The sequence below is a fragment of the Terrabacter sp. R4-6 genome (assembly GCF_057529065.1).
On the sequence record NZ_CP197224.1, the window covers coordinates 2,473,765 to 2,499,744 of the forward strand.

At 69.0% G+C, this 25,980-nt stretch carries 21 protein-coding genes, 2 rRNA genes and 1 pseudogene; 16 read left to right on the forward strand and 8 right to left on the reverse strand.

Annotated features, from left to right (window positions below; genetic code table 11):
* The first annotated feature begins 125 nt into the window (after window positions 1-125).
* The 3 genes and pseudogenes from ACSSS0_RS11560 (at window position 126) to ACSSS0_RS11570 (ending at window position 4,192) form a co-directional block, all read left to right on the forward strand.
* Window positions 126-3,257, forward strand: a 23S ribosomal RNA gene (locus ACSSS0_RS11560).
* 82 nt (window positions 3,258-3,339) lie between these two features.
* Window positions 3,340-3,456 (forward strand): 5S ribosomal RNA (gene rrf / locus ACSSS0_RS11565).
* A 158-nt stretch (window positions 3,457-3,614) separates the two neighbouring features.
* Window positions 3,615-4,192, forward strand: a pseudogene (locus tag ACSSS0_RS11570) (dihydrofolate reductase family protein).
* 21 nt (window positions 4,193-4,213) lie between these two features.
* On the opposite strand, the gene ACSSS0_RS11575 reads toward ACSSS0_RS11570, so the two are convergent.
* Window positions 4,214-5,404 (reverse strand): ROK family protein, encoded by a 1,191-nt coding sequence (locus ACSSS0_RS11575; protein ID WP_487228064.1) that lies wholly within the window; start codon window positions 5,402-5,404, stop codon window positions 4,214-4,216.
* A gap of 66 nt (window positions 5,405-5,470) precedes the next feature.
* Here ACSSS0_RS11575 and xylA point away from each other — a divergent pair, with 66 nt between their 5' ends.
* Window positions 5,471-6,649, forward strand: coding sequence for a xylose isomerase (xylA, locus tag ACSSS0_RS11580; RefSeq protein ID WP_487228065.1), 1,179 nt, complete (start codon window positions 5,471-5,473; stop codon window positions 6,647-6,649).
* 35 nt (window positions 6,650-6,684) lie between these two features.
* On the opposite strand, the gene ACSSS0_RS11585 is transcribed toward xylA, so the two are convergent.
* On the reverse strand, window positions 6,685-7,044 hold the full coding sequence (locus ACSSS0_RS11585) for a VOC family protein (RefSeq protein WP_487228066.1): 360 nt from the start codon (window positions 7,042-7,044) through the stop codon (window positions 6,685-6,687).
* A gap of 107 nt (window positions 7,045-7,151) precedes the next feature.
* On the opposite strand from ACSSS0_RS11585, the gene ACSSS0_RS11590 reads away from it, so the two are divergent.
* The gene (locus tag ACSSS0_RS11590; protein ID WP_487228067.1) at window positions 7,152-7,496 is read left to right on the forward strand and encodes a DUF2200 domain-containing protein; all 345 of its coding nucleotides are present in this window, start codon (window positions 7,152-7,154) and stop codon (window positions 7,494-7,496) included.
* A gap of 111 nt (window positions 7,497-7,607) precedes the next feature.
* Here the strand turns inward: ACSSS0_RS11590 and ACSSS0_RS11595 are convergent, their stop codons facing one another.
* Genes ACSSS0_RS11595 through arr form a run of 3 tightly spaced genes read right to left on the reverse strand, consistent with a single transcriptional unit; the run spans window position 7,608 to window position 9,964 of the window.
* Window positions 7,608-8,423 (reverse strand): isocitrate lyase/PEP mutase family protein, encoded by an 816-nt coding sequence (locus ACSSS0_RS11595; protein WP_487228068.1) that lies wholly within the window; start codon window positions 8,421-8,423, stop codon window positions 7,608-7,610.
* A complete protein-coding gene (locus tag ACSSS0_RS11600) occupies window positions 8,420-8,983 on the reverse strand; it encodes a GNAT family N-acetyltransferase (RefSeq protein ID WP_487228069.1) in 564 nt (187 codons plus the stop codon). Before ACSSS0_RS11600 ends, ACSSS0_RS11595 begins: the two co-directional genes overlap by 4 nt.
* A gap of 33 nt (window positions 8,984-9,016) precedes the next feature.
* On the reverse strand, window positions 9,017-9,964 hold the full coding sequence (arr, locus tag ACSSS0_RS11605) for an NAD(+)--rifampin ADP-ribosyltransferase (RefSeq protein ID WP_487228070.1): 948 nt from the start codon (window positions 9,962-9,964) through the stop codon (window positions 9,017-9,019).
* A gap of 144 nt (window positions 9,965-10,108) precedes the next feature.
* On the opposite strand from arr, the gene ACSSS0_RS11610 reads away from it, so the two are divergent.
* The 4 genes from ACSSS0_RS11610 to ACSSS0_RS11625 all read left to right on the forward strand — a co-directional run bounded on the left by ACSSS0_RS11610 (window position 10,109) and on the right by ACSSS0_RS11625 (window position 14,203).
* Window positions 10,109-10,693 carry a carboxymuconolactone decarboxylase family protein gene (locus ACSSS0_RS11610; protein ID WP_487228071.1) on the forward strand — a complete coding sequence of 195 codons (585 nt, stop codon included), beginning with the start codon at window positions 10,109-10,111 and terminating at the stop codon, window positions 10,691-10,693.
* Window positions 10,690-11,568 (forward strand): RNA polymerase sigma-70 factor, encoded by an 879-nt coding sequence (locus ACSSS0_RS11615; RefSeq protein WP_487228072.1) that lies wholly within the window; start codon window positions 10,690-10,692, stop codon window positions 11,566-11,568. Before ACSSS0_RS11610 ends, ACSSS0_RS11615 begins: the two co-directional genes overlap by 4 nt.
* Before the next feature lie 87 nt (window positions 11,569-11,655).
* The gene (locus tag ACSSS0_RS11620) at window positions 11,656-13,233 is read left to right on the forward strand and encodes a phospholipase D family protein (RefSeq protein ID WP_487228073.1); all 1,578 of its coding nucleotides are present in this window, start codon (window positions 11,656-11,658) and stop codon (window positions 13,231-13,233) included.
* Between the two features lie 43 nt (window positions 13,234-13,276).
* Window positions 13,277-14,203, forward strand: a complete 927-nt coding sequence (locus ACSSS0_RS11625; protein ID WP_487228074.1) for an NAD-dependent epimerase/dehydratase family protein — start codon at window positions 13,277-13,279, stop codon at window positions 14,201-14,203.
* 30 nt (window positions 14,204-14,233) lie between these two features.
* Here the strand turns inward: ACSSS0_RS11625 and ACSSS0_RS11630 are convergent, their stop codons facing one another.
* Together ACSSS0_RS11630 and ACSSS0_RS11635 are read right to left on the reverse strand one after the other, a co-directional pair.
* Window positions 14,234-15,040, reverse strand: a complete 807-nt coding sequence (locus tag ACSSS0_RS11630) for a hypothetical protein (RefSeq protein WP_487228075.1) — start codon at window positions 15,038-15,040, stop codon at window positions 14,234-14,236.
* Between the two features lie 137 nt (window positions 15,041-15,177).
* On the reverse strand, window positions 15,178-16,467 hold the full coding sequence (locus ACSSS0_RS11635; RefSeq protein WP_487228076.1) for a threonine/serine exporter family protein: 1,290 nt from the start codon (window positions 16,465-16,467) through the stop codon (window positions 15,178-15,180).
* 128 nt (window positions 16,468-16,595) lie between these two features.
* Between ACSSS0_RS11635 and ACSSS0_RS11640 the strand changes: the two genes are divergently transcribed.
* Window positions 16,596-16,811, forward strand: a complete 216-nt coding sequence (locus tag ACSSS0_RS11640) for a hypothetical protein (protein ID WP_487228077.1) — start codon at window positions 16,596-16,598, stop codon at window positions 16,809-16,811.
* Between the two features lie 101 nt (window positions 16,812-16,912).
* Here the strand turns inward: ACSSS0_RS11640 and ACSSS0_RS11645 are convergent, their stop codons facing one another.
* Complete coding sequence (locus ACSSS0_RS11645; protein WP_487228078.1) at window positions 16,913-17,764, reverse strand: alpha/beta fold hydrolase; 852 nt, start codon at window positions 17,762-17,764, stop codon at window positions 16,913-16,915.
* A gap of 68 nt (window positions 17,765-17,832) precedes the next feature.
* On the opposite strand from ACSSS0_RS11645, the gene ACSSS0_RS11650 reads away from it, so the two are divergent.
* The 6 genes from ACSSS0_RS11650 (at window position 17,833) to ACSSS0_RS11675 (ending at window position 25,920) form a co-directional block, all read left to right on the forward strand.
* Window positions 17,833-18,438 carry a TetR/AcrR family transcriptional regulator gene (locus ACSSS0_RS11650; RefSeq protein WP_487228079.1) on the forward strand — a complete coding sequence of 202 codons (606 nt, stop codon included), beginning with the start codon at window positions 17,833-17,835 and terminating at the stop codon, window positions 18,436-18,438.
* A 44-nt stretch (window positions 18,439-18,482) separates the two neighbouring features.
* On the forward strand, window positions 18,483-19,382 hold the full coding sequence (locus ACSSS0_RS11655) for an NAD-dependent epimerase/dehydratase family protein (protein ID WP_487228080.1): 900 nt from the start codon (window positions 18,483-18,485) through the stop codon (window positions 19,380-19,382).
* Window positions 19,379-20,437 (forward strand): zinc-dependent alcohol dehydrogenase family protein, encoded by a 1,059-nt coding sequence (locus ACSSS0_RS11660; RefSeq protein ID WP_487228081.1) that lies wholly within the window; start codon window positions 19,379-19,381, stop codon window positions 20,435-20,437. Before ACSSS0_RS11655 ends, ACSSS0_RS11660 begins: the two co-directional genes overlap by 4 nt.
* Window positions 20,438-20,494: 57 nt before the next feature.
* Window positions 20,495-21,166, forward strand: coding sequence for a DUF72 domain-containing protein (locus tag ACSSS0_RS11665; protein ID WP_487228082.1), 672 nt, complete (start codon window positions 20,495-20,497; stop codon window positions 21,164-21,166).
* Between the two features lie 118 nt (window positions 21,167-21,284).
* Window positions 21,285-23,117 carry a GMC family oxidoreductase gene (locus ACSSS0_RS11670; protein WP_487228083.1) on the forward strand — a complete coding sequence of 611 codons (1,833 nt, stop codon included), beginning with the start codon at window positions 21,285-21,287 and terminating at the stop codon, window positions 23,115-23,117.
* Window positions 23,118-23,424: 307 nt separating this feature from the next.
* Window positions 23,425-25,920, forward strand: coding sequence for an ATP-binding protein (locus ACSSS0_RS11675; protein ID WP_487228084.1), 2,496 nt, complete (start codon window positions 23,425-23,427; stop codon window positions 25,918-25,920).
* Window positions 25,921-25,980 lie beyond the last annotated feature (60 nt).

Here is a 25,980-nt window from a genome sequence, read left to right on the forward strand (position 1 = left end):
GGTGGTGTGTGTGGGCTGGTTCTTCTGGTTGTGGGCCCTGCCGAGATCGCGAGCTGTGCTTGTGGTGGGTGTGGGGTGCCGGTTGTATTTTGAGAACTTCACAGTGGACGCGAGCATCTTTGTAGTGTCAAGTTTTTAAGGGCACACGGTGGATGCCTTGGCACCAGGAACCGAAGAAGGACGTAGGAATCTGCGATAAGCCTCGGGTAGTCGATAACCAGACTGTGATCCGAGGATTTCCGAATGGGGAAACCCGGCTGGAGGCAAGTCCAGTCACCCGCACCTGAATATATAGGGTGTGTGGAGGGAACGTGGGGAAGTGAAACATCTCAGTACCCACAGGAAGAGAAAACAACATGTGATTCCGTGAGTAGTGGCGAGCGAAAGCGGATGAGGCTAAACCGGGCGTGTGTGATAGCTGTCAGGCGTTGCACGTTCGGGGTCGTGGGACCCACCAGCCGGCTCTGACAGGTCGTCGGGGAGTAAGAAATCTGCGTCATAGTCGAAGAGCATTGAATGGCTCGGCATAGAGGGTGCGACCCCCGTAGACGAAATGGTGTGGACTCCCGGTGGATTTCCCAAGTAGCACGGGGCCCGAGAAATCCCGTGTGAATCTGGCAGGACCACCTGCTAAGCCTAAATATTCCCTGGTGACCGATAGCGGACAAGTACCGTGAGGGAAAGGTGAAAAGTACCCCGGGAGGGGAGTGAAATAGATCCTGAAACCGTGTGCCTACAATCCGTTGGAGCCTCCCGCCGTTGGGCGTGTGGGGTGACAGCGTGCCTTTTGAAGAATGAGCCTGCGAGTTAGTGCTCAGTGGCGAGGTTAACCCGTGTGGGGAAGCCGTAGCGAAAGCGAGTCCGAACAGGGCGCCCATAGTCGCTGGGTCTAGACCCGAAGCGGAGTGATCTACCCATGGCCAGGTTGAAGCGCAGGTAAGACTGCGTGGAGGACCGAACCCACTTAGGTTGAAAACTGAGGGGATGAGCTGTGGGTAGGGGTGAAAGGCCAATCAAACTCCGTGATAGCTGGTTCTCCCCGAAATGCATTTAGGTGCAGCGTCACGTGTTTCTTGCCGGAGGTAGAGCTACTGGATAGCTAATGGGCCTCACCAGGTTACTGACGTTAGCCAAACTCCGAATGCCGGTAAGTGAGAGCGTGGCAGTGAGACTGCGGGGGATAAGCTCCGTAGTCGAGAGGGAAACAGCCCAGATCACCAGCTAAGGTCCCTAAGCGTGTGCTAAGTGGGAAAGGATGTGGAGTTGCTGTGACAACCAGGAGGTTGGCTTAGAAGCAGCCACCCTTTAAAGAGTGCGTAATAGCTCACTGGTCAAGTGATTCCGCGCCGACAATGTAGCGGGGCTCAAGCACACCACCGAAGCTGTGGCATTGACATACTGCTCGGCACCGACACCTGCGGGTTCGGTGTCCAGGCGTGTTGATGGGTAGGGGAGCGTCGTGTGGCCAGGGAAGCGGCGGTGTGAACCAGCCGTGGAGGCCACACGAGTGAGAATGCAGGCATGAGTAGCGAATGACGGGCGAGAAACCCGTCCGCCGAATAACCAAGGGTTCCAGGGTCAAGCTAATCTGCCCTGGGTAAGTCGGGACCTAAGGCGAGGCCGACAGGCGTAGTCGATGGACATCCGGTTGATATTCCGGAACCGGCGAAGGACCGCCCATGATGAACCCAGTGATGCTCAGTGCCTGAAGCACGCCCACCGGACCTTCGGGTCCACAGGGCGCGTGGAGCGCACGACCCGATCTGGTAGTAGTCAAGCGATGGAGTGACGCAGGAAGGTAGCCTCCGCGTGGCGATGGTTGTCCACGTCCAAGGGTGTAGGGCGCGATCCAGGCAAATCCGGATCGCACACAAGCCTGAGACCTGATAGTGACCGCGAATGCGGGAAGAGGGTGATCCTATGCTGCCGAGAAAAACTTCTAGCGAGGTTCGAGCCGCCCGTACCCCAAACCGACTCAGGTGGTTAGGTAGAGAATACCAAGGCGATCGAGTGAATCGTGGTTAAGGAATTCGGCAAAATACCCCCGTAACTTCGGGAGAAGGGGGGCCCTGATCGTGACGGAACTTGCTTCCTGAGCGTGATCGGCCGCAGAGACCAGGGAGAAGCGACTGTTTACTAAAAACACAGGTCCGTGCCAAGTCGCAAGACGATGTATACGGACTGACGCCTGCCCGGTGCTGGAACGTTAAGGGGACCGGTTAGCCTCACGGCGAAGCTGAGAACTTAAGCGCCAGTAAACGGCGGTGGTAACTATAACCATCCTAAGGTAGCGAAATTCCTTGTCGGGTAAGTTCCGACCTGCACGAATGGCGTAACGACTTCTCCACTGTCTCAACCACGAACTCGGCGAAATTGCACTACGAGTAAAGATGCTCGTTACGCGCAGCAGGACGGAAAGACCCCGGGACCTTTACTACAGCTTGGTATTGGTGTTCGGTACGGCTTGTGTAGGATAGGTGGGAGACTGTGAAGCCGTCACGTCAGTGATGGTGGAGTCAACGTTGAAATACCACTCTGGTCGTTCTGGATATCTAACCTCGGTCCGTGATCCGGATCAGGGACAGTGCCTGGTGGGTAGTTTAACTGGGGCGGTTGCCTCCTAAAAGGTAACGGAGGCGCCCAAAGGTTCCCTCAGCCTGGTTGGTAATCAGGTTTCGAGTGTAAGTGCACAAGGGAGCTTGACTGTGAGACAGACATGTCGAGCAGGGACGAAAGTCGGGACTAGTGATCCGGCGGTGGCTTGTGGAAGCGCCGTCGCTCAACGGATAAAAGGTACCCCGGGGATAACAGGCTGATCTTGCCCAAGAGTCCATATCGACGGCATGGTTTGGCACCTCGATGTCGGCTCGTCGCATCCTGGGGCTGGAGTAGGTCCCAAGGGTTGGGCTGTTCGCCCATTAAAGCGGTACGCGAGCTGGGTTTAGAACGTCGTGAGACAGTTCGGTCCCTATCCGCTGTGCGCGTAGGAAACTTGAGAAAGGCTGTCCCTAGTACGAGAGGACCGGGATGGACGAACCTCTGGTGTGTCAGTTGTTCTGCCAAGAGCACCGCTGATTAGCTACGTTCGGAAGTGATAACCGCTGAAAGCATCTAAGCGGGAAGCACGTTTCAAGATGAGGTTTCCAGGCCCGCGAGGGCGAGAGGCTCCCAGCTAGACTACTGGGTTGATAGGCCGGATGTGGAAGCACAGCAATGTGTGGAGCTGACCGGTACTAATAAGCCGATAACTTGACTTACAAAGATGCTACGCGTCCACTGTGCGGTTCCCGAGATACAAACGGGACACCAACACCCACTGAATTGATATCTCCATAGAGTTTCGGCTGTCATAGCGAAGGGGAAACGCCCGGCTCCATTCCGAACCCGGAAGCTAAGCCCTTCAGCGCCGATGGTACTGCACTGGTGACGGTGTGGGAGAGTAGGACGCAGCCGGACAACCATTCACGACAACCCCGCCAGGATTCCTGGCGGGGTTGTCGCATTCCCACACCCTTTTCGCGCCAACCGTTGCTTCGGCAGCGCCGATCCGCTGACGTTCACAGGCGGTGCTCACGACGCTAGTTTGGGGAGACCCCAAGCATGAGGAGAGCGTCGTGGGCACGGTGGTCATGTATGCCTCGGTGTCGGTCGACGGCTTCATCGCCGACGAGAACGACCAGCCCGGACCGCTGTTCGACTGGTTGACCTGCGGTGATGTCCCGTTGGACGAGAGCGGGGTGCTGAAGGTGTCGCAGACGTCCTACGACTACATCCGCCCCTACTGGGACGAGATCGGGGTGACCGTCGTCGGCCGTCACGTCTTCGACCTCACGGCTGGGACGGGACGCCTCCCGGCGGGATCGACCACGTCGTCGTCGTGACGCACCGGCGGGCGCCCGAGGGCTGGGACTCCGAGGCGCCGTTCCACTTCGTCGACGGCATCGAGGCGGCCGTGGCCACGGCGCAGGAGCTGGCGGGTGACCGCCTGGTCGAGGTCGCCGCCGGCGACGTCGGTGGCCAGGTGCTCGCGGCGGGTCTGGTCGACGAGGTGCGCATGGACGTCGCACCCGTCGTGCTCGGGTCGGGCAAGCGCTACTTCGGGTCGGTCGACGCGCAGCACCTCCTGGAGGACCCTGACGTGGTGCTTCAGGGCGACCGCGTGCTTCATCTGCGCTACCGGGTGCGCCGCTGACCGCCCCGGCCGCCGCGCGACTCAGTGTCCGAGCACCCCGGCGGGATCGCGGACGAGCCCGTCGAGGGCGAGCAGCGCTGCGCCCGTGGCGCCGGGGGCCGGGTCGTCCGAGGCGACGTCGACCGTGGGGCTGACCCAGCGCGCCGACAGCACCCGTCGGCCGAGGATCTCCTCGACGTCCGGGGTGAGCAGGTCCCCGACCTGCGCCAGGTGGCCGCCGAGGACGACCGTGGGGATGTCGAGCACGTTGACGACACCTGCGAGGGCGATGCCGAGCGCCCGGGCCGCTGATCGCATGGCCCCCAGCGCCGGCCCGTCGCCGCCACGTGCCTGCGCCGCGAGCTCGGCCGGCGGGGTGGAGGCGCCCAGTCCCGCGGCGTCGAGCATGGCGAGCCGGCCGGCATACTGCTCGAGACAGCCGGTTGAGCCGCAGCGGCAGGCGGGCCCGTCGGGGTCGACGCAGACGTGGCCGATCTCCCCGGCCCAGCCGTGACGTCCGGTCATGACCTCTCCGTCGACGACGACCGCGCCACCGATGCCGACCTCGCCGCTGAGGTAGACGAAGTCCTGCGGCGTGCTGTCGCGCCCGGGCGCCGGATGGGCGTAGGCGTGGGCCGCCAGGTCGGCCTCGTTGCCGACCCGGAGGGTGAGGTCGCCGAGGACGGCCTCGAGCGCACCGCGGGGGTCGACGTCGTCCCAGCCGAGATTGGGAGCGCTGAGCAGACGGCCGGCCTCGGCGTCGACGATGCCGGGCAGCGCCAGTCCCGCGCCGACGACGCGACAGCCGTCAGGGGTGGCGTCCAGCACGCGGGTGGCCACCGTCGCCAGGCGGCGGAGCGTGGCGCCGGGCCGTGACCCGGCGAGGTCGGCGATGACGAGGTGCTCGGCGAGCACCGCCCCCGAGAGGTCGACGAGCCTGGCCGCGAGGTGGCCGACACCGACCTGCAGGCCGAGCGCGGCGAAGCGACCCGTCGAAGCCCGCAGCGGAGTGGCCGGCCGCCCGGGCCGACCCGGCCCGCCGACGACGGACTCGACCTCGTCGAGGATGCCGCCCGCGACGAGCTCGTCGACGAGCCGCGACACCGTCGAACGGGTCAGCGACGTGGCCACCGCGACGTCCGCGCGCGACGGTGGGGTCTCGGCGGCGAGGACGGTGCGCGCGACGAGGGCGAGGTTCGCGTGGCGCAGGCTCGCCTGGCGCAGGTTGGCCATGCCTTGACCCTAGCCGGTCCACGACGTAAGTTGCATGACAAAACTAATCCATCTCGAGGAGTCGCAATGACGCGCCAGCCCACCCCCGACGACAAGTTCTCCTTCGGTCTCTGGACCGTCGGATGGACCGGCACCGACCCCTTCGGCGGCCCGACGCGACCCGTCCTCGACCCGTGGGAGTACTCCGACAAGCTCGCCGAGCTCGGCGCCTGGGGCATCACCTTCCACGACAACGACGTCTTCCCCTTCGACGCCGACGACGCGACCCGCGCGCGCATCACCGGCCAGCTCAAGGACGCGACCGACCGTGCCGGCCTGACCATCGAGATGGTCACGACCAACACGTTCAGCCACCCCGTCTTCAAGGACGGCGGCCTCACGGCCAACGACCGCGGCGTGCGCCGATTCGGGCTGCGCAAGGTGCTGCGCGCCGTCGACCTCGCCGCCGAGATGGGCGCGTCGACGTTCGTCATGTGGGGTGGGCGCGAGGGCAGCGAGTACGACGGGTCGAAGGACCTCCACGCCGCCTTCGACCGCTACAAGGAGGGGCTCGACACCGTCGCCGGCTACATCAAGAGCCAAGGCTACGACCTGCGGATCGCGTTGGAGCCCAAGCCGAACGAGCCGCGCGGCGACATCTTCCTGCCGACGGTCGGGCACGCGCTCGCGCTCATCGCCGAGCTCGACCACGGCGACATCGTCGGCCTCAACCCCGAGACGGGGCACGAGCAGATGGCCGGTCTCAACTACACGCACGCGCTCGGCCAGGCGCTGTGGAGCGACAAGCTCTTCCACATCGACCTCAACGGCCAGCGCGGCATCAAGTACGACCAGGACCTCGTCTTCGGCCACGGTGACCTCGTGTCGGCCTTCTTCACGGTCGACCTCATCGAGAACGGCTTCCCCGGCGTGCCCGACGGGCCGCGCTACACCGGGCCCCGGCACTTCGACTACAAGCCGTCGCGCACCGAGTTCATGGACGGCGTGTGGGAGTCGGCCAAGGCGTGCATGTCGATGTACCTCCTGCTCGCCGACAAGGCCGCCGCCTTCCGCGCCGACCCGCGCACCGCGGAGGCGTGGGCGTATGCCGGGGTGCTCGACCTCGCCGAGCCGACCCTGGGTGCCGGGGAGTCGCTCGACGACTTCCTCGCGACCGACGACGGCTTCGACGCCGAGAAGGCCGCCGAGCGCGACTACGGCTTCGTCCGGCTCAACCAGCTCGCGCTCGAGCACCTCGTCGGCTGAGGCACCCGAGCGCGGCCGGCCGGCCGGTTCTCGCGTCAGTCGACGCAGAGGCAGAAGGGGTGGCCGGCCGGGTCGAGGAAGACGCGGAACGACGTGCCCGGCTGGTGCTCGTGCTTCGTCGCACCGAGCGCGAGCACCTCGGGCTCGGCCGCGTCGAGGTCCTCGACCATGACGTCGAGGTGCATCTGCTGCGGCACGGCCTGGCCGGGCCACTGGGGCGCGGTGAAGTCCTCGACCTGCTGGAAGCAGATGCACTGCTGCCCGCTCTCGTCGCGGATCTCACCCCACCCGTCGGACGTCTTGACCGTCCAGCCGAGCAGGGTGCCGTAGAAGGTCGCCAGTGCCTCCGCGTCGGGGCAGTCGAGGACGAAGCTGGGGTAACGAGCGATAGCCATGGCGAGAACGCTAGGGCGTCTCCCGGACGAAAGGCGTCCGTATGCCGTGGGCTTCCTTCCCGTCCCGAGCGCGGTGTGGCATCGGCGCGTCTCGCTATCCTCGAGGCATGGCTCACCGGATCTTCACGACGTCCTTCGCGTCGGTCTACCCGCTCTACGTCAAGAAGCTCGAGCGCAAGGGCCGCACCCAGGCCGAGCTCGACGAGGTCATCGAGTGGCTGACCGGCTTCGACGACAAGGCCTTGGCCCAGCAGCTCGCCGCGGAGACGACCTTCGAGGACTTCTTCGACCAGGCGCACCTCAACCCCAACGCATCCGCGATCACGGGCACGGTCTGCGGCATCCGGGTCGAGGAGGTCGAGGACCCGCTCATGCAGAAGATCCGCTACCTCGACAAGCTCGTCGACGAGCTCGCCAAGGGCAGGAAGATGGAGAAGGTCCTGCGCAGCTGACCGCAGCTGACCGCAGCTGACCGCGGCTGACCGCGGCTGACCGCGGCTGACCGCGGCTGACCGCGGGCCCGGCGACACGCATACGCCGTCTCGCCGGGAGGCGACGGGTGACTACGGGCGGAAGCGCTCCTGCAGGTCGGCGTAGCCGATCGCGCCGTCGAGGAAGCCGAGGGTGCCGGTGTCGAGCAGCTCCCGGCCGGCGCGCTCGAGCAGGCTGAGCGACGCGCGGGCGAGACTGCCGCCCAGGCTGACTCGCCTGACGCCGAGGGCGAAGAGCGTGCGCGCGTCGATGGTGTTGGCGAGGCCGGCCACGATGTTGAGCGGGCCCGGGATCGCCGCGGCGAGCCGGCGGATCGAGTCCTCGTCGACGAGGCCGGGCACGAAGACGCAGTCGGCTCCGGCCTCGAGGTAGCGGCTCGTGCGCTCGACCGTCTGGGCGAAGACGTCGCCGTCGACACCGGCGAAGTACGTGTCGGTGCGGGCGTTGAGGACGAAGGTGCCGCGGGGTGCCGCGGCCCGGGCGGCGGCGATGCGGTCGGCCGCCTCGTCGACCGGGAAGAGGCGCCCGTCGACGATGTCCTCGAGGTTGGCCCCGACGGCGCCGGTCTCGGCGGCGAGGGCCACGGTGCGGCCGACCTGCTCGGCGCTGTCGCCGTAGCCGGCCTCGAGGTCGGCGGTCACGGGCACGTCCACGGCGCCGACGATCCGGGCGATGTGGCCGAGCATCGCGTCACGGTCCATCGCACCGCCGTCGGGGACCCCTGACGCCCAAGCGATCCCGGCGCTGGTCGTCGCGATCGCCGGAAACCCGACCTGCTCGAGGATCCGCGCCGAGCCGGCGTCCCAGGCGTTGGGCAGCACGAAGCCGGGGCCGTCGTGCAGCGCGAGGAGCGCAGCGGCCTTGTCGGACCGGGACATTGCCGTCATGGCACGGTCCGGCGCATGACGCAGTTCGTCGTGCCCTTGGGTCGGACATAGTCGAAGCCGGTGCGCTCGAAGAGGGTGCGGGTGCCGCTGTAGAGCACGGCCTCCCGCTTGCCGCCCTTGTCGTGCGGGTAGCCCTCGACGGTGCCGCCGCCGGACGCCGCGATGAGGTCGACGACGCCCTGGAGGGCGAGGTCCGACAGGTGCTTCCGGCGATAGCGCTTGTCGACGAAGATGCACGTGACGCGGTAGTCGGGCAGGACGTCCGTCTCGGCCTCGTACTGCTTGCGGTGGCGGATGTTGGGCAGCTCGGCGGGCGAGCCGTACTGCGCCCACGCGACGGCCTCGTCGCCGTCGAAGACGAGCGCGGCGTGCGCCCGGCCCTCCTCGACGAGGCGCTTCTTGAGGTCCCGGTTGGCGTCGTACTCGCGCTCCTTCTCCCAGCTCATCGTGTGGAACCACGTGCACCAGCAGCCACCGAAGACCCCGCCGTGCCGCTCGATCATCGCGGCGTACGCGTCCCAGGTGTCCGGCGTCAGCGCCGTGACCTCGTAGTCCGTCATCGTCCCCTCCTCGCCCTGCTCCTCGGTCGGTCCCTAGTCGTCCATGGCCTCGATGCCGAGCTCGGCCAGCTCGCCCATGCTGGAGCGGATGTGCTCGACCATCGCCGGCGGCGGCGGCTCCCAGCCGACGATCTCCTCGACGACGCGCAGCGGCTCGGTCGTGCGGTAGGAGCGGGTCGGGTTGCCGGGGAAGCGCTTGTCGGTGACGTTCGGGTCGTCCTCGATCGTGCCGACCGGCTCGACCCGGTAGACGCGCGGTGGCCCGTCGCCGCGGGCGAGCTCGGCCGCGAGCGGGGCGCCCTCGCGCGTGGCCGTGAGGTAGATGTGCTTCGACTGCCGCCCCGAGCCGTAGTTGGAGCGCCACCCCGGGGTGAGCAGCTCGCCGACGGCCACGTCGGCACGCGTCCCGTGGAAGAAGGGGCCCGGGTCGTCGACGACGCGGGGCGTCGGCGGTGGGTCACGGAGCAGGCTGTCGAGCCGCGTCATGAGGGCGGCCACCCGGGTGCGCCCGTGCGGCGCTCGCGGGTAGCGACCGAGCACGTCGAGCAGCTCCGGCGTCGCCCGCTTCGCCGCGGCGGTAATGACGTACTCCGCGACGACCGGGTCGTCACCCCGCGCGAGCTCGGCCGCCCGGGCGGCATGCGCCGCCGCGCCGAGGATGTGGCGCACCTGCGTCGCCTTCGCGAGCGGGTGGAGGTATGCCGCCGCGGCTGCATCGCCGGCAGCCGTCGCCGCGTACCGGGCGGGCTCCGTCGACGCCTCCTTGCCGGCACGGTGGGCATCCGTGGCGGCCGTCCTCTGCAGGCGTGAGCGGGGTGCGCCGTCGACGAAGGCACGGGCTGCGGCGAGCGCGGCCGCCGGGCGGGGGTCGTCGGGCTCAGCCCGCTCGAAGAGCACAAGGGAGGGCTCGGCGCACGACACGGCATACGCCACCACGGCTCGGAGGTCATCCGTCGTCAGCTCGAGGTCACCGGTCTGCATCCTTCGGAGTTTTCCACGAAGGCGGCCCGGCAGCAGTCGGGCGAGCCGCCGTTCTCGAACTGTGTCGCGACGGGATGTCACATCCGGGGCGTGGCCGGTGTCTTCATGTCGACGCAGCCCCCGACGTTCCCCCGAGGAGGAACCATGACCACCAGGATCCAGCCGAAGCCGATCACCGGCGCGTACGGCGCAGTCGTGAAAGCGTTCAGCCGCAAGATGTTCGGCCAGGTGCCGGAGTCTCTCGGCGTCATGTGGCACCACGTCCCGGCGCTCAAGGCAGGCATGCGCTTCGGGCAGCAGCTGCAGAAGTGGGACGCGTGCGACGAGGGCCTCAAGTCCTTCGCGCACATGGCCGTGGCCTCGCTCGTCGGCTGCACGTGGTGCCTCGACTTCAACTACTTCATGGCCAAGAACCACGGGCTCGACGTCGAGCGGGCGCGCGAGATCCCGCGGTGGCGAGAGTCCGACGTCTTCACGCCGCTCGAGCGGGAGGTCATGGGGTACTCCGAGGCGATGAGCCAGACGCCGCCCACCGTCACCGACGAGATGGTCGAGAGCCTCGAGGGGCAGCTCGGCTCCGCAGGGCTCGTCGAGCTGACGACGGTCATCGGCTACGCCAACCTCACGACGCGCTCGAACGTCGCGCTCGGGATCGAGTCGGAGGGCTTCGCATCGGCGTGCGGGCTCAAGCCGATGGCGGAGCGCTCCGCCGTACGCTCGACGGCATGAGCCGGGACCCGTTCCTCGACCACCGCAGCCTGCTCTTCACGGTGGCCTACGAGATGCTCGGGTCTGCCGCCGACGCCGAGGACGTCGTGCAGGAGACGTGGCTGCGGTGGGCCGACCTCGGTGACGAGGCGCGCGCCGAGGTGCGCGACCCGCGGGCCTACCTCGTGCGGATCGTCACCCGGCAGGCGCTCAACCGGCTGCGGACCCTCGCCCGGCGACGAGAGGACTACGTCGGCGAGTGGCTGCCGGAGCCGCTGCTGACCAGCCCCGACGTCGCCGAGGACGTCGAGCTCGCCGAGAGCGTGTCGATCGCGATGCTCACGGTGCTCGAGACACTGACCCCGACCGAGCGGGCGGTCTTCGTGCTGCGCGAGGTCTTCGACGTGCCCTACGACGAGATCGCCGAGGCCGTCGGCAAGGGGACGGCGGCGGTGCGCCAGGTGGCCCACCGCGCCCGCGAGCACGTCGCGGCCCGTCGTCCCCGGGTGGCGGTCGACCGGTCGGAGCAGGAGCAGGTGCTCGAGCGCTTCATGGCCGCGGTGACGACCGGTGACGTGCAGGGCCTGCTCGACGTGCTCGCCCCCGACGTCGTCCTCGTCGCCGACGGCGGAGGGCTGGTGCAGGCCGCGCGGCATCCGGTCACCGGCGCCAAGCGGGTGGCGAACTTCCTCGCGGCCTTCCCCCGCGTCAGCGAAGGCGCGCAGATCGCGACGCTGTCGCTCAACGGTGGACGCGCGGTGCGGATCGACCTGCCGGTCTTCGGCACGACGGTCGTGAGCGTGGACGTCGAGGACGGCCGGATCACCCACGTCTACGCGATGCGCAACCCGACGAAGCTCGAGCGGCTGGGGCAGGAGGCCGAGCTGAGCCGCTGACTCCGCCTCACGGCATACGCGATCGGTGACGGCCATGTATGCCGTCGGGAGCGCTCGCCGCGGTGGCGGATGCGGCATGCTCGACGGATGGTCGAGCCTGCTGACTGGTTGCTGACCCGGGCCGAGCGCGGCAACCCGACGACCCGGGTCGACGAGCTCCACGGTTACCGGGCGTGGTCCGAGGGCAACCACGTGCGTCCGCTCATCCACGGCGCGACGTACTTCCGCGTGCTCCACGACGCGCTCGAGGCGACGGGACCGGGCGACCTCGTGCTCTTCACCGACTGGCAGGGCGACGGCGACGAGCGGCTGACCGGCGAGCCCGGCAGCGAGGTGGTCGAGGTGCTCTCCCGCGCGGACCAGCGCGGCGTCGTCGTCTGCGGGCTCGTGTGGCGCTCGCACCTCGACCGGACCGGCTTCTCCGCCACGGAGAACCGTCACCTCGGGGAGCAGCTGGAGCGGCGGGGCGTGAAGGTGCTGCTCGACATGCGGGTGCGCACCGGCGGCTCGCACCACCAGAAGTTCGTCGTCATCCGGCACCGTGACGACCCGACCCGCGACGTGGCGTTCGTCGGCGGGATCGACCTCGCGCACAACCGGCGGGACGACGCGACGCACGAGGGTGACCCGCAGTCCCAGCGCCTCACCGACGAGTACGGCGCGCACCCGCCGTGGCACGACGTCCAGACGGCGATCCAGGGGCCCGCGGTCCACGACGTCGAGACGGTGTTCCGGGAGCGGTGGGAGGACCCGACGCCGTTGTCCCGCGCTCCATGGCGACGCGCGGCCGACAGGGCCCGCGGTCTGGCCAGCTCGCCGGCGCCGCTCCCCGAGCAGTGGCCACCTCCGCCGCCCGCCGGGGACCACACGGTGCAGCTCCTCCGGACCTATCCCGACCTCCGGCACGGCCGGGACTATCCCTTCGCCAGGGGTGGCGAGCGCAGCGTGGCGCGCGGCTACGCCAAGGCGGTGCAGCGGGCGGAGCGCCTCGTCTACGTCGAGGACCAGTACTTCTGGGGGCACGACGTGGCGCGCGTCTTCGAGGAGCAGCTGCGGACGCAGCCCGGCCTGCACCTCGTCGTCGTCATCCCGCTCGTCCCCGACCTCGACGGGGCCAACCGCGTGCCGCAGCTGCTCGGTCGTGACCGGGCGATCGCCCGGCTCACCGCGGTCGCTCCCGGGCGCGTGGCGGCATACGGGATCGAGAACCGTGCCGGGGTCCCCGTCTACGTCCACGCCAAGGTCTGCGTCATCGACGACACGTGGGCCGGGATCGGCTCGGACAACTTCAGCCGCCGCTCGTGGACGCACGACTCGGAGCTGTCGGCCGTCGTGCTCGACGAGGCGTATGCCCGCGACCTGCGGCTCACGCTCGCGGCCGAGCACCTCGACCGGCTGAAGGCGGTGGGCGACCGCGGTCTCGAGGCGGCGATGGGCGACTGCCTCGATCCCGCGGGGATGTTCGAGGCCTACGCGACCCGTGCCGCGGAGCTCGAGGCCTGGCACGCGGGCGGCAGGTACGGCGAGCGGCCTCCGGGGCGGTTGCGTCCGCTGCCGATGCCGCAGCTCACGGCTCGCCAGCGCAGATGGGCGGCGCTGCCACTCGACCTGGTCCACGACCCCGACGGACGACCGAAGGTGCTGCGCGAGGCCGACCGCTACTGATGGTCGTCGGGGACCGACCTGCGCGCTGGTTAGTGTTGCCGGCATGCGTACGGTCGTCATCGGCGGGACTGGTCACATCGGCACCTACCTCGTCCCGAGCCTCGTCAGGGCCGGGCACGAGACCGTCGTCGTCAGCCGGGGGACGAGCCGCCCCTACCGCGACGACCCGCTCTGGGACCGGGTCGAGATGGTCACGCGCGACCGGGAGGCCGCGGAGCGCGAGGGCCGGTTCGGCACGTTCGTCGCCGACCTCGGGCCCGACGCGGTCGTGGACCTCACGTGCTTCACGACCGCCCAGGCCGAGCAGCTCGTCGAGGCCCTCGACGGCCAGCACGTGGTCCACACCGGCAGCATCTGGTCCTACGGTCCCAGCACGCTCGTGCCGACGACCGAGGCCGCCCCCAAGCGCCCCTACGGTGACTACGGCATCGGCAAGCGTGCGGTCGAGCAGTACCTCATGGGCCAGGACCGGGTGCGGGCCAGCGTCGTGCACCCCGGCCACATCAGCGGTCCCGGCTGGATGCCCATCGGGCCGGCCGGCAACCTCGACCCCGCGGTCATCGAGTCGCTGCGCGCCGACGGCTCGTGCACGCTGCCCGACCGGGGCGGCGAGACCATCCACCACGTCCACGCCGAGGACGTCGCGGCGCTGCACCAGGCCTGCCTCGAGCAGCCGGACGTCGCTGCGGGCGAGAGCTTCAACAGCGTCTGCACGCAGGCCCTGACCCTCCGGGGCTACGCCGAGCTGCTCGCCCGCCACTTCGGCCACGAGCCCCGGATCGACTTCGTGCCGTGGGCCGACTTCGTCGACGGTCTCGACCCCGAGCAGGTCGCGCTGACCGAGGACCACCTGGGCCGGTCGCCGATGTTCTCGATGGAGAAGGCTCGCGACCTGCTCGGCTTCGTCCCGCGGCACAGCGTCACCGACACGGTCCTCGAAGCCGTCGACGCGTGGGTGGCGTCCCGCTAGGAGTGGGGGTACGCCGGGAGCTGGGGCCGCTCAGGCGTGGCCGCTGAGCTGACCCAGGCGGGTGGCGAGGGCGTCGACCATGGCGCCGGCGCGCTTCTCCGGGAGGGCGGACTTGCGGTCGCCGCCCTGGCTGGAGACGGGCAGCACGTCGATCGAGAGCTTGGCGCCGCCGGCCAGGGCGCGCAGGGCGTCGACCTTGTCGCCGAAGGGCGTGCCGCTGCCGGGCGAGTAGTAGCGCACGGCCTCGTCGACGCCGTCGGGGTAGAGGTCGGTCTTCGTCACGGCGATGATGAGCCAGATCGGCTTGCTGCGGCGCACGGCCAGCGAGGCGATGCGGTGCGAGGTGATGGTCCAGTCCTCGAGCTCGGCGGCGAGCTGCTCCTCGCGGGTCGAGGTGGCGACCCCGCTCGTGCCGCCTGCGCGGCGCGGGGTGGCGTAGCCGTTGGCGACGACGTGGATGAGCCCGTCGACCGGCTCGTCGTGGAAGACCTCGTCGAGGGCCGCGAGGCGCGTGGCGGCGTTGTCGCCCGGGACGACGAGGAAGCGGAAGCCGTGCAGCTTGGCGCCCTTGCGGGTGCGACGCTCCATGGTGGCCGAGCCGACCCCGGCGGCGGCGTCGTCGGTGGAGCGGCGCGAGAGCCGGTCGACGAGCTGGCTCTTGCCGACGCCCGTCATGCCGGTCACGGCGACCATCGGGTAGCGGTCGCGCAGCAGCCGGCTCAGACGCTCGGGGGCCTGGGCGAGAGCGGTCAGCAGACCGGTGGCGACGGTCGCGCCCAATGCGGTGCGACTCGACGTCGGCAGGATCGTCCTGATCCGGGATGAAGTCTGAGACACGGTGCCTCCTCGGCGTGCTGGGCTGGGGCCAGTTGACCCTAGAGCCTACGTTCCGTACCCATGCCGGCGGTGCCCGCACCGTGGGCAACGAACAACACCCCGTCCTGGCGAGAGGACAGGGTGTTGCGTCTCCGACTCTAGTCCGATGCCGCCGGGTGTGGTGACGGGGCCGTGGGTGGTGCGGGCGCGGGTGGCGGTGCGGGGTCGGCGGCGAGCCGGCCGCGCAGGGCGCGGCCGACGGCGGAGCCGACGAGCAGGCCGAGCGAGATGGCGATGGCCACGCCGAGCAGGCCGAGCGCGACGTCGGTGGCCGACTCGCGTCCGGCGGCAAGCTCGGTGACGCCGACGAGGCCGAGGCTGCCGGGGACGAGCAGCCAGAAGGCGGGGAGGAAGAGCACGAGGCGCGGCAGCTGCGGGCGGCGCAGCTCGACGACGCTCGCGCCGAGGCTCGCCGCGATGGCGCCGAGGAAGCCGCCGAGGGCGATCGAGCCGAGCTCCTGCCCGGCGACCTGGGCGCCGAAGGCGAGGCTGAGCACGAGCAGGACCCAGCCCTGCATGCGCAGCGGGACGCCCTCCATGAGGCAGATGCTCGCGCCGATGAGGATGAGGCCGACTACCGCACCGACCCAGCCGATCTCGTCGACGCGGAGGTTGACGAGGGTCGAGGTCGGCACGCGGAGCAAGGCGGTGGCCATGAGCAGGCCGAGGGCGAAGAGGCCGAGCTGCGCGAGGCCGTAGGTCAGGCGGGCCGAGCCGGCCTGCATGTGCCCCGACGCGAGCTCGGACATGCCGTTGACGACGAGCGCTCCGGGGAGCAGGACGGCGAGCGGTGGCAGGACGGTGCGGAGCGGCCCCTCGAGCAGTCCGGCGTTGGCGGCGCCGAAGACGGCGAGGGACACGGCGAAGGCGGCGAGCGTCGGGAGCAGCGCCTTGACGACCTCGTAGCGCTCGGCGAGCTGGACGAGCGCGAGGACGATGAGGGCCCCGGCTGCCGCTGCAGCGATGTTGGCCCAGCCGGGCTGGAGGATCAGGGCGATGCCGACGGCGAGCACGGGCCACGCGAGGGCGACGAGCCAGGCCGGCTGTTGGACCGGGCGCCTGGCCGTGGCGGCGAGCTCGTCGCGGGCGGCGGCTGGGCTGAGCTCGCCGTGGACGAGCTGGTGGCGGATGAGGCGCACGCTCGCCGACTGGTGCAGGCGCAGGCCGGGAGGAGCCGAGCGGAAGGTCGAGGGGCCGCCCGGGGTGAGGCTGACCATGAGGCCGGTCGGGCCGACGGCGGTCTGGACCTCGGGGTAGCCGAGGCGGGCGCTCACCTCGGTCAGCTCCTCCTCGATCTCCTGCACCGGCTGTCCGGTGGCGATCATGGCGGTGCCGAGCTCGGCCAGCAGGGCGCGGGTCTCGGTCTGCCGGTCCGCGTCGTCCTGCATGGTCGTCATCATGTCAGCGGACGAGGCGCCCTGAAGAAAAAGTCGGGCCGGGCTGCATCCGGACGCATCCCCCGTGCGGAAGAGGTGTTGATGGGTGACTCGCACCCACCAACAGAAAGGGATGTCTCATGAAGCGCATTCTCGCCACGGGGTCCATCGCCGTTCTCGCCATGGTCGGCTTCGCCGGCAGCGCCAACGCAGCACCGTCCGGCTCGGCGTGCTTCGGCCAGGTGCACAAGACGGTGAACAGCGGCGGAGTCCCCGGCGTGGACAACGTGGGGCAGCTCGTTCAGGCCGTCGGCGGGGGCCAGGCCAAGAACGCAGTCGCGGAGTCTCTCTGCTGAGAGGCCGGCTCCTCACCAGGTGAATGACAGCGGCGGCTCGGATCCTGACACCCTCGGACCCGAGCCGCCGCTTCGCGTGCCCCGCGCTGGTGGGCGTCACGTCACGCGGCGAGCCGCGCCCAGAACTGGCGGATGTGCGAGGCCAAGGCCTCCGGCTGCTCGAGTGGGACCAAGGTGCGGGCCTGCTCCACCGTCACCGCCGTGGCGTCGGGCGCCACGGCTGCGGCATCCTCGGCGTCCTGCGGGCTCCAGTCGCCGCGGTCGTCGGAGGCCACGAAGAGGCTCGGCACGGTGAGGTCCGCGAGCTCAGCCGTGACGTCGACCCGGTTGAGGATGAAGGACCGGACGGCCAGGGCCATGCTGCGGTGGGTGGGGCGCGCCAGGGACTCCTCCACCGCCTGACGCAGAGGCGCGCTGTCTCGCGAGGCGTCGGTGAGCATGGCCGCGAGGATCGCCGTGCGCACCGGCCCCACGGGCCCCGCAGTCCGAAGGACCGGGAGCAGGAGCGTGATCTGCCGGCGCAGCGGGGCGTCGACAGGTTGGGCCGGCGAGCTGACGGCCACGAGACTCCGGAGCACTCCGGGTCGCGCCGCGAGCTTGAAACCGACGTGCCCGCCGAAGGCGTTGCCGACCCAGTCGACCGGGCCGTCGACGCCGAGCCCGGCGAGCAGGTCGGTGGCAGCGTCCGCGGCGCCGGCGATGTCGCTGGCGTCGCGCAACGACTCGCTGAGGCCCAGCCCGGGCGGGTCGACGAGCGCGTACCGCCGGTCCCGAGGCAGCAGCGGCACCACGGGGTCCCACGTGTGGCTGTCGACGAACATCGAGGACCACAGGACGGTCGTGGGGCCGTCCCCGACCAGACGGACGTGAAGCCGGCCGAGCCGGGTGGGCACGAGGGCGGTGCACTCGGCGAGCGTCGGGTCGCTGCCGGAAGCGGGGGTGTGGGGGTCCATCGACTGCTCCTTGCGTGAGTTGATCTTAGTAAGACTGACATGAATGTATTGAGGTTAGCATTGGTCGCATGAAAGATGGGGCGGCGCGGACCTACCGGATGACGGCCCGAGCGGAAGCGGCCGAGCAGACCGGCCAGCGGATCATCGACGCCATGCTCGGGCTCTACGCCGACGTCCCGTACGACCGCATCCGGCTCGAGGACGTCGCCGCCGCGGCCGAGGTCACGGTGCAGACGGTGATCCGGCGCTTCGGCACGAAGCACGGGCTCCTCGCCGCCACGGTCGAGCGCGAGCTCTCCCGCCTTGCCGCCGACCGGGCGGCCGCCGTGGGGGAGAGCCCCGAGGCCACGCTGCACTCGCTGGTCCGCTACTACGAGAACCACGGCGCCCTGATCCTCAAGCTCTACGCCGAGGCGGGTCAGGCGCCCGGCGTGCCGGAGCTCGCCGCCCGCAGCCGCAGCTACCACGTGAGCTGGTGCCGGGAGGCATTCGCCGAGCGCCTCGACGGGATTCACGACACAGCGACTCGAAAGCGTCGGCTGGCCCAGGTCGTCGCCGTCTGTGACGCCACGACGTGGCGGATCCTCCGGTTCGACGGCGGGCTCTCGGCCGGGCAGACCGAGGAGGCGCTCCGCGAGATGCTGCTCCCTCTGCTCCCACCCGTCAGGGCGTGACCGGCGCCCGAACGGTGGTGAGGCATCGGTGATTGGATCGGGGCATGCGCATCTTCTTCACCGGCGGCAGCGGAAAGGCCGGCAAGCACGTCGCACCCTTCCTCGCCGAGCAGGGGCACCAGGTCACGAACGCCGATCTCGTGCCGCTACGGCATACGGCCGTCGACGACCTGCGCGTCGACCTGACCGACGCCGGCGAGGTCTACTCGGCGCTCGCGGGACTGGCGCGCTTCGACGAGCTCGACCTGCCGGCCAAGCCTGCCTACGACGCCGTCGTGCACTTCGCCGCCGTGCCGGCGATCCTGCTCACGTCGGAGGCGAAGACGTACGCGACGAACGTGCTCAGCACGTACAACGTGCTCGAGGCCGCGACGCGGCTCGGCGTGCGCAAGGTGATCTTCGCGTCGTCGGAGACGACGTACGGCGTGTGCTTCGCGCAGGGCGAGCGGCGGCCGCTCTACGTGCCGGTCGACGAGGAGCACCCGACGGTGCCGGAGGACTCGTATGCCATGTCGAAGGTGGCCAACGAGGTGACGGCGCGCTCCTTCCAGGCCCGCACCGGCGTCGACATCTACGGGCTGCGCATCAACAACGTCATCGAGCCGCACGAGTACGCCGAGATGTTCCCGCCGTTCCTCACGGACCCGGCGCTGCGGCGGCGCAACATCTTCGCCTACATCGACACCCGCGACCTCGGTCAGATGGTGGCGCGCTGCCTCGAGGTGGACGGGCTGGGCTACGAGGTCTTCAACGTCGCGAACGCCGACATGTCCGTCGCCGCGACGACCGACGAGGTGCGCGAGCGCTTCTACGACGGGGTGGAGCTGCGGCGGCCGATGGGACGCAACGAGACCTTCTACTCGATCGACAAGGCGCGCGACCTGCTCGGCTACTCGCCGCAGCACTCGTGGCGCGACGTCCTGACGGACCCGCACGCGTCGTGAAGGCCGTCGTCTACGACGACTACGGGCGTATGCCGGAGCTGCGGGACGTGCCCGAGCCGTCGTGTCCGGACGGTGGCGTCGTCATCGCCGTCAAGGCGACGGGCGTATGCCGTTCGGACTGGCACGCGTGGAAGGGGCACGACCCGGTGTCGTTGCCTCACACCCCGGGCCACGAGCTGGCCGGTGTCGTGGCTTCGGTAGGGGCCGGCGTGCGGGACTGGGCGGTCGGCGACCGGGTGACGGTGCCCTTCGTGTGCGGGTGTGGTGTGTGCTCGTGGTGCCTGGCCGGCGAGGCGCAGGTGTGTCCTGACCAGACGCAGCCCGGTTTCACAGGCCCGGGGTCGTTTGCTGAGCTCGTGCCGATCCACGGGGCCGACACGAACCTCGTGAGGCTGCCGGACTCGGTCGACTTCGTGACGGCGGCGTCGCTGGGGTGCCGGTTCGCGACGGCCTTCCGGGCTCTGACGACGCACGGCCGTCTCGGTTCTGGCGAGTGGCTGGCCGTGCACGGGTGCGGCGGGGTCGGCCTGTCGGCGGTGATGATCGGGGTGGCGCTCGGTGCGCGGGTGGTCGCCGTCGACGTGAATCCGGCTGCGCTGGAACGGGCTTCGTCGCTGGGTGCTACGGCGGTCGTCGATGGTGGGGCTGTCGAAGACGTGGCCGCGGCGATCCGGGAGGTCACGGGTGGCGGTGCGCACGTCTCCATCGACGCGTTCGGCTCGCCCGAGGCGGCGGTGGCGTCGGTGCGCAGCCTGCGACGGCGTGGCCGCCACGTGCAGGCGGGCCTGCTGCTCGGTGCTAACGCGACGCCGCCGGTCCCGATGGACCTCGTCATCTCCCAGGAGCTCGAGATCTACGGGTCCCACGGCATGCCCGCCCGCGACTACCCCGCGATGCTCGCGCTGATCGAGGACGGCACCCCCCGACCCGCCGACCTCGTCGGCCAGGTCATCGGCCTCGAGGACGCGGGCGCGGCCTTGGCCTCTGTGGATCAGGCGTCAGCCGCCGGGATGACCGTCGTGAGTCTTGACGACTGTCATCCGGGGGAGGGATAGGGCGCCGTGGACGTTCGGGTCGGGCTGTGTGGGTGGACCGTGTCGCAGGCGTCGTACGTGCAGCGCTTCCCGGTCGTCGAGGTGCAGAACACCTTCTACGACCCGCCGGCGGATGCCGTGCTGACCCGGTGGCGCAGCCAGGTCCCGACCGACTTCGAGTTCACGATGAAGGCGTGGCAGATCGTTACCCATGAGTCCAACAGCCCGACCTACCGGCGCCTGAAACAGCCTCTGCCGGAGAGCGCCCATGGTCAGGTGGGAGGGTTCCGGACGACGCCCGAGGTCCTTGCCGGGTGGAAGCGGACTCTCGAGTGCGCTCGCATCCTGGGGGCGACTGCTGTGCTGCTCCAGTGCCCCAAGAGCTTCCGCCCGACGGCCGAGAACGTGCGGCGGCTGCGTGACTTCCTGTCGCAGGTGGAGCGGCCGGCCGGTCGGCTGCTCTGGGAGCCCCGCGGCGAGTGGCCCGCGCCGCTGCTCAGGGAGCTGTGTGCCGAGCTGGACCTGGTGCACGTCGTGGACCCGATGCAGACCGAGACCGTGACACCGGAGCAGACCTACTACCGGCTGCACGGCACGACGGGCTCGCGGCACGTCCATACCGATGAGGAGCTGCGTCGGTTGCGTGACTTGGTCGACGGTCGCCCGAGGCCGTACGTCATGTTCAACAACCTGCCCCGCACCGGCGACGCAGAACGCTTCCTCGCCCTGCTCGACCGCGACGCCGGCTGAGCACGCTGGCCTGACCTCTCGTGCGCTGTTCAGGCTTCCTTGTCTCCCCTTCCGGAGTGTGGTTGCGTGGCGATACCGTCCCCGCCGCCCGGCGAGGCGCCACGACGAGGTGGTAGCGATGGGCACGACGTACGACTACGTGATCGTGGGGGCGGGATCGGCAGGAGCCGTGGTCGCTGCCCGGCTGAGCGAGGACCCACAGGTCCGGGTGTGCCTGCTCGAGGCCGGCGGCCCGCCGCCGCCCGCCGAGCTGGTGCCGGCCGCGGTGGCGAGCCTGCAGAACGACCCCGCGACCGACTGGATGTACAACGGCGACCCGGGCGGGGTCGGGAAGGGCCTGGTCGGCGGCCAGATGATGGTGCCGAGGGGCAAGATGCTCGGCGGCTCCTCGGGACTGAACTACATGGCATACGTCCGGGGACACCCCGGCGACTTCGACGCGTGGGCCGCTTCGGGCGCGGACGGCTGGTCCTACGAGGAGGTGCTGCCCTACTTCCTCAAGTCTGAGGGCTTCGTGGACAGTCCTGAGCTGCACCCCGACCGCGAGATGCACGGACACCACGGTCCGGTGGGGGTGTCGGTGCGGCAGCCGATCCTGCGCGCCTCCAACCAGTTCGTCGAGGCCGCCGGGGCGGCGGGCCTCAAGCAGGGTGACTACAACGGTCGCGACCGCCTCGAGCCCGAGGGGGTGGCCTCGCTCTTCCAGACCACGACGAAGGACGGCCGGCGCAGTTCGACCTTCCACGCCTACCTCGAGCCCGCGATGGGTCGGGAGAACCTCACGGTCGTCACCGGCGCGCTTGTGGAGCGCGTCCTGCTCGAGGCCAACGGTGAAGTGGTCCGGGCGACCGGGGTCGCCTACCGCACCGAACAGGGCGTCAGCGAGGAGGTCGCCGCGGGCACCGAGGTGGTGCTGTGCGCGGGCGCCATCGGCTCCCCGCACCTCCTGCTGCTCTCGGGAGTGGGGGCTCGCGACGAGCTCGCAGCTGTCGGAGTCGAATGCGTCGTCGACCTCCCGGACGTCGGGCGTCACCTCAAGGACCACCTGCACACGCCGCTGATGTTCGCCGCCGACGGGATCGGCGAGACGATGGTCGACGTCGCCATGTCTCTCGGGCCGGACGCGCTGCGCGCTCCGGCCGGTCCGCTCCCGGCCGACCCCGCCGACGACGGCGACCTCCCCGAGCCCCTGGCTGCAGCCAAGGCCGAGGCCGAGCGACGCATCGGCGAGTGGTTCACCACCGGCGGCGGGCTCGCGTCGTCCTCGCTCTACGACGCCGTCGCGTTCTTCTCGACCGGGCTGGGCGACGCCCACACCCACGACGCGCAGATCGGCTTCCTCGCGACCGGCTACACGCCGCCGATCTGGGAGGGCGTCTTCCGGCTCCCGCCGTCCGCGTTCTTCGAGGACCCGGAGTCCTTCCTCGACCCGACGCGCGGCCAGGTGGTCCTGCTGCCCAACCCCGTGCAACCCCACTCGGAGGGCGCCGTGACGCTGGCCAGCGCGGACCCGGCCGTCGCGCCCCGGATCGAGCTCAACTACTTCGACGGCCCCCACGACGTGACGGTGATGATCGCCGTGATGCGCAGGGCCCTCGAGATCGCGAAGGCCTGGCCCGGCGGTGGCCTGGGTGAGCCCGTCATCCCACCGCACCTGGCACAGGCCCACGGCCACGAGGCCGGATCCGAGCCGAGCGACGCGCTGCTGGAGGACCTGGCCCGCCACTACGCGCTGACCGTCTATCACGTGACGTCGACGTGCCGGATCGGTGACGTGGTCGACCCGCGGCTGCGGGTGCACGGCATCGAGGCCCTGCGCGTGGCAGACGCCAGCGTCATGCCGAACGTCGTCAGCGGCAACACGAACGCCGCGACGATCATGATCGGCGAGAAGGCGGCCGAGCTGATCGCCGGCGACCACGACGTCCACCTCCACGAGCTGGTCGGCTAACGGCTGGGAGGCCAGCGGAAGAACTGACCGACTCTTATCGACCGGGGAACATAAGCGTCCGCCGGTGCGAGGAGCCCTCGTCCGGCTCTACCGGGCGAAGACGTTCGCGAGCTCGCGGCGCTGAGCACGCGCTAGAGGACGGCGCGTCCGGATTGTCGACGCGACGGTCCATTCGCGGCGGAAAGACACGGCTTGCAGCAGTTGTCGGGCGTTTTGAATGGGCCCAGCAGCCTGCGCCAGAACGAGGGATGCGCCCGACTCCATTCGACCAAGGTGACCCCCCGATCGGGCCCGATGACACCATCGAGTGGACTGCTTCAGTGCTCATTCGTCGCTACCCTCGATTTGTGGGCGTCGACGCAGGGTCGGCAGTGGGTTCGACGGGGTTGGCGAGTTGTTGCGTCGGCACCGCCGCCGCGTTGGCTTGTCCCAGGAGGCTCTGGCCGAGCGAGCAGGATTGAGTCGGCGAGGGGTGGCAGACCTCGAGCGGAGCGCCCGCAGGTTCCCGTATCCCGACACAGTCCGCCGCCTGGCAGACGCGTTGGGTCTGGACACCGCTGAACGAGCCAACTTTGTCGATTCCTGTCGGCCCGCAGCGCGCGCCAAAGATCGTCGGGTTCTGCCGATCGAGCCCACACCGATGGTCGGCCGTGCTTGTGAGCTGGCCAGAGCTCTCGAATTGAGCGCAGAATGGCGCTTAGTGACGCTCACGGGGACCGGAGGGATTGGCAAATCTCGTCTGGCCAGGGAAATGGCGCAGCGAAGTCAGTCTAGTTTTGGCAATGGCGTCGTGATCATTGACCTGACTCGCGTGGGCACGGGGCCGGACCCAGTGCAGGCGGCCGTTGCACTGGGTCTTGGCCTAACCTGCCCGCCTCGCGAATCTCTGACGGACACTCTCTTGCGTTACCTCGAGTCGAAACGCATGCTGCTGGTCCTGGACAACTGCGAGCATGTTGCGGACGGTTGCGCAGATCTCGGGAGTGAACTGCTGCGGGCTTGCGCTGGTGTGAACCTCGTCGTCACTAGCCGGGAACCGTTGCGCATTCCTGGCGAGATGGTGTGGCTCGTGCCCCCGATGGCGGCGGACGAGTCGGTGACACTCTTCATCGAACGTGCACGCGCGGCGGGGGCGGTCGACATAAGGGCAGTCCCAGATCTTGAACTCGCGACGGAGATCGCTCGCCGGTTGGAAGGTGTGCCGCTGGCTCTTGAACTAACTGCGGTGTGGGTACCGTCTCTGGGGCTTCATGAAGTAGCACGCCAACTTGTGGACCGCCTGGACTTCCTGTCTCATGGCCGACGGCTCGGCGGGTCCCGCCATCAGTCCCTGCGGGCTGCCTTCGACTGGAGTTGGGAACTGCTCACACCAGCCGAGCAGGTGCTGTTTCCCGGGATGGCGGTGTTTGCCGGTGGGTGGACCGTTTCGGCCGGGCAACAAGTAGGCGCGGGGCTGGGTCTCGAGCCCACAGACGTGGTACATGCGTTAGCTGGACTGGCGGAGAAGTCGTTGCTGCTGAGTGAGGAAGACCGCGAGCAACGACGGTTCCGGATGCTGGACACGGTTCGTGAGTATGCCCGTGAGCGTCTTGCCGGCTCAGGGCAGGAAGAAGTCGCTGCCGCCTGCCACGCGCACTACTACCGGAAAGTCGCTCACGATGGAGCCGCTACCCGGTTAGGGCTTCACTACCCAGCTGATGCGGCCGTGCTCCAACGAGAGCATGCCAACTTGACAACAGCCCTGGAATGGCATCTGGAACGCGGAGAGTTCGACCTAGGCGCTGAGATGTGTTGGGGACTGGGCGGATTCTGGCTCGCTCAGGGATTTCTGGGCGAAGGACGGGATTGGCTGACACGGTTCATGAGCCACCCAGGGGAGCTCAGTCCCTCAACCCTGGCCCGCGCCCTCCAGACCGCAGGGAGGCTCGCCGAATACTCAGGAGACTTGACCCACGCCCAAGAGTTTTTCGAGGGCAGCCTCGACATATGTGACGCAGCCGCTGACCGAAGCGGCTCTGCCCGGGCCATTTGTGCTCTGGGCGATGTCGCCGTACACCACGGCCTACTCACTGAGGCGCGGGATCGCTATGTGCGAGCGCTGGGTCTCGTCATGGACGAGCAAAGCCCCGAGCATGCGCAAGCGCTCTTGGGCCTTGGCCGGGTCGACAGCCTGAGGGGTGACCTGGAGCAGTCCAACGCCTGGCTGGAGCAGGGCTTGGCCATGCAACGGCTGACGAGCGACGCGTGGGGCATTGCATACGCCCTGAACGAACTCGGGCAACAGGCCAGACGCGCTGGTCAGTTGACCAAGGCCCAGGTTCTCCTCGAAGAGTGTCACACGCAGTGGCATCAGGCCGGGACGCGGATGGGGGAGCGGGCGGCCGTCATGAACTTGGCGCTCGTCGTGCTGGAACTGGGTGCGGTCGAGCACGCTGCTGAGCTGGCTCGCGAAAGCGTGGAGCTCAGCTATGCCATGCACGATGACGGGTCTGCCGCGACCGTGCGCTGCATCGAGATCGCCGCGCTAGTAGTGGAGGCCCTGCGCTCGACAAAGACGGCTGTTTGTCTCCTTTCCGCGGCGACCAGTCGCCGCGAAGCGTTGGCGGCGCCGCGGCCCGCTGTTGAAGAGGAAGACGTCTGGCCTGCACTTGACCGCGCCCGCACCACGCTCGGGAGCGAGCGGTTCAGTTCGGCATGGGTCGATGGCCGTGACCTGACCACGACTGAGGCACTGGATCTCGCCAGCGCGGGTCTGACGGTTGGTGCCGGAGGCCTGTCATCCGGCGGGGCAACTGCGTACTGAGTGCGTACATTCTGCGCATCGAGAAGCTCGGCCAGGCATCGTAGTTTCGAACTGGGAGGT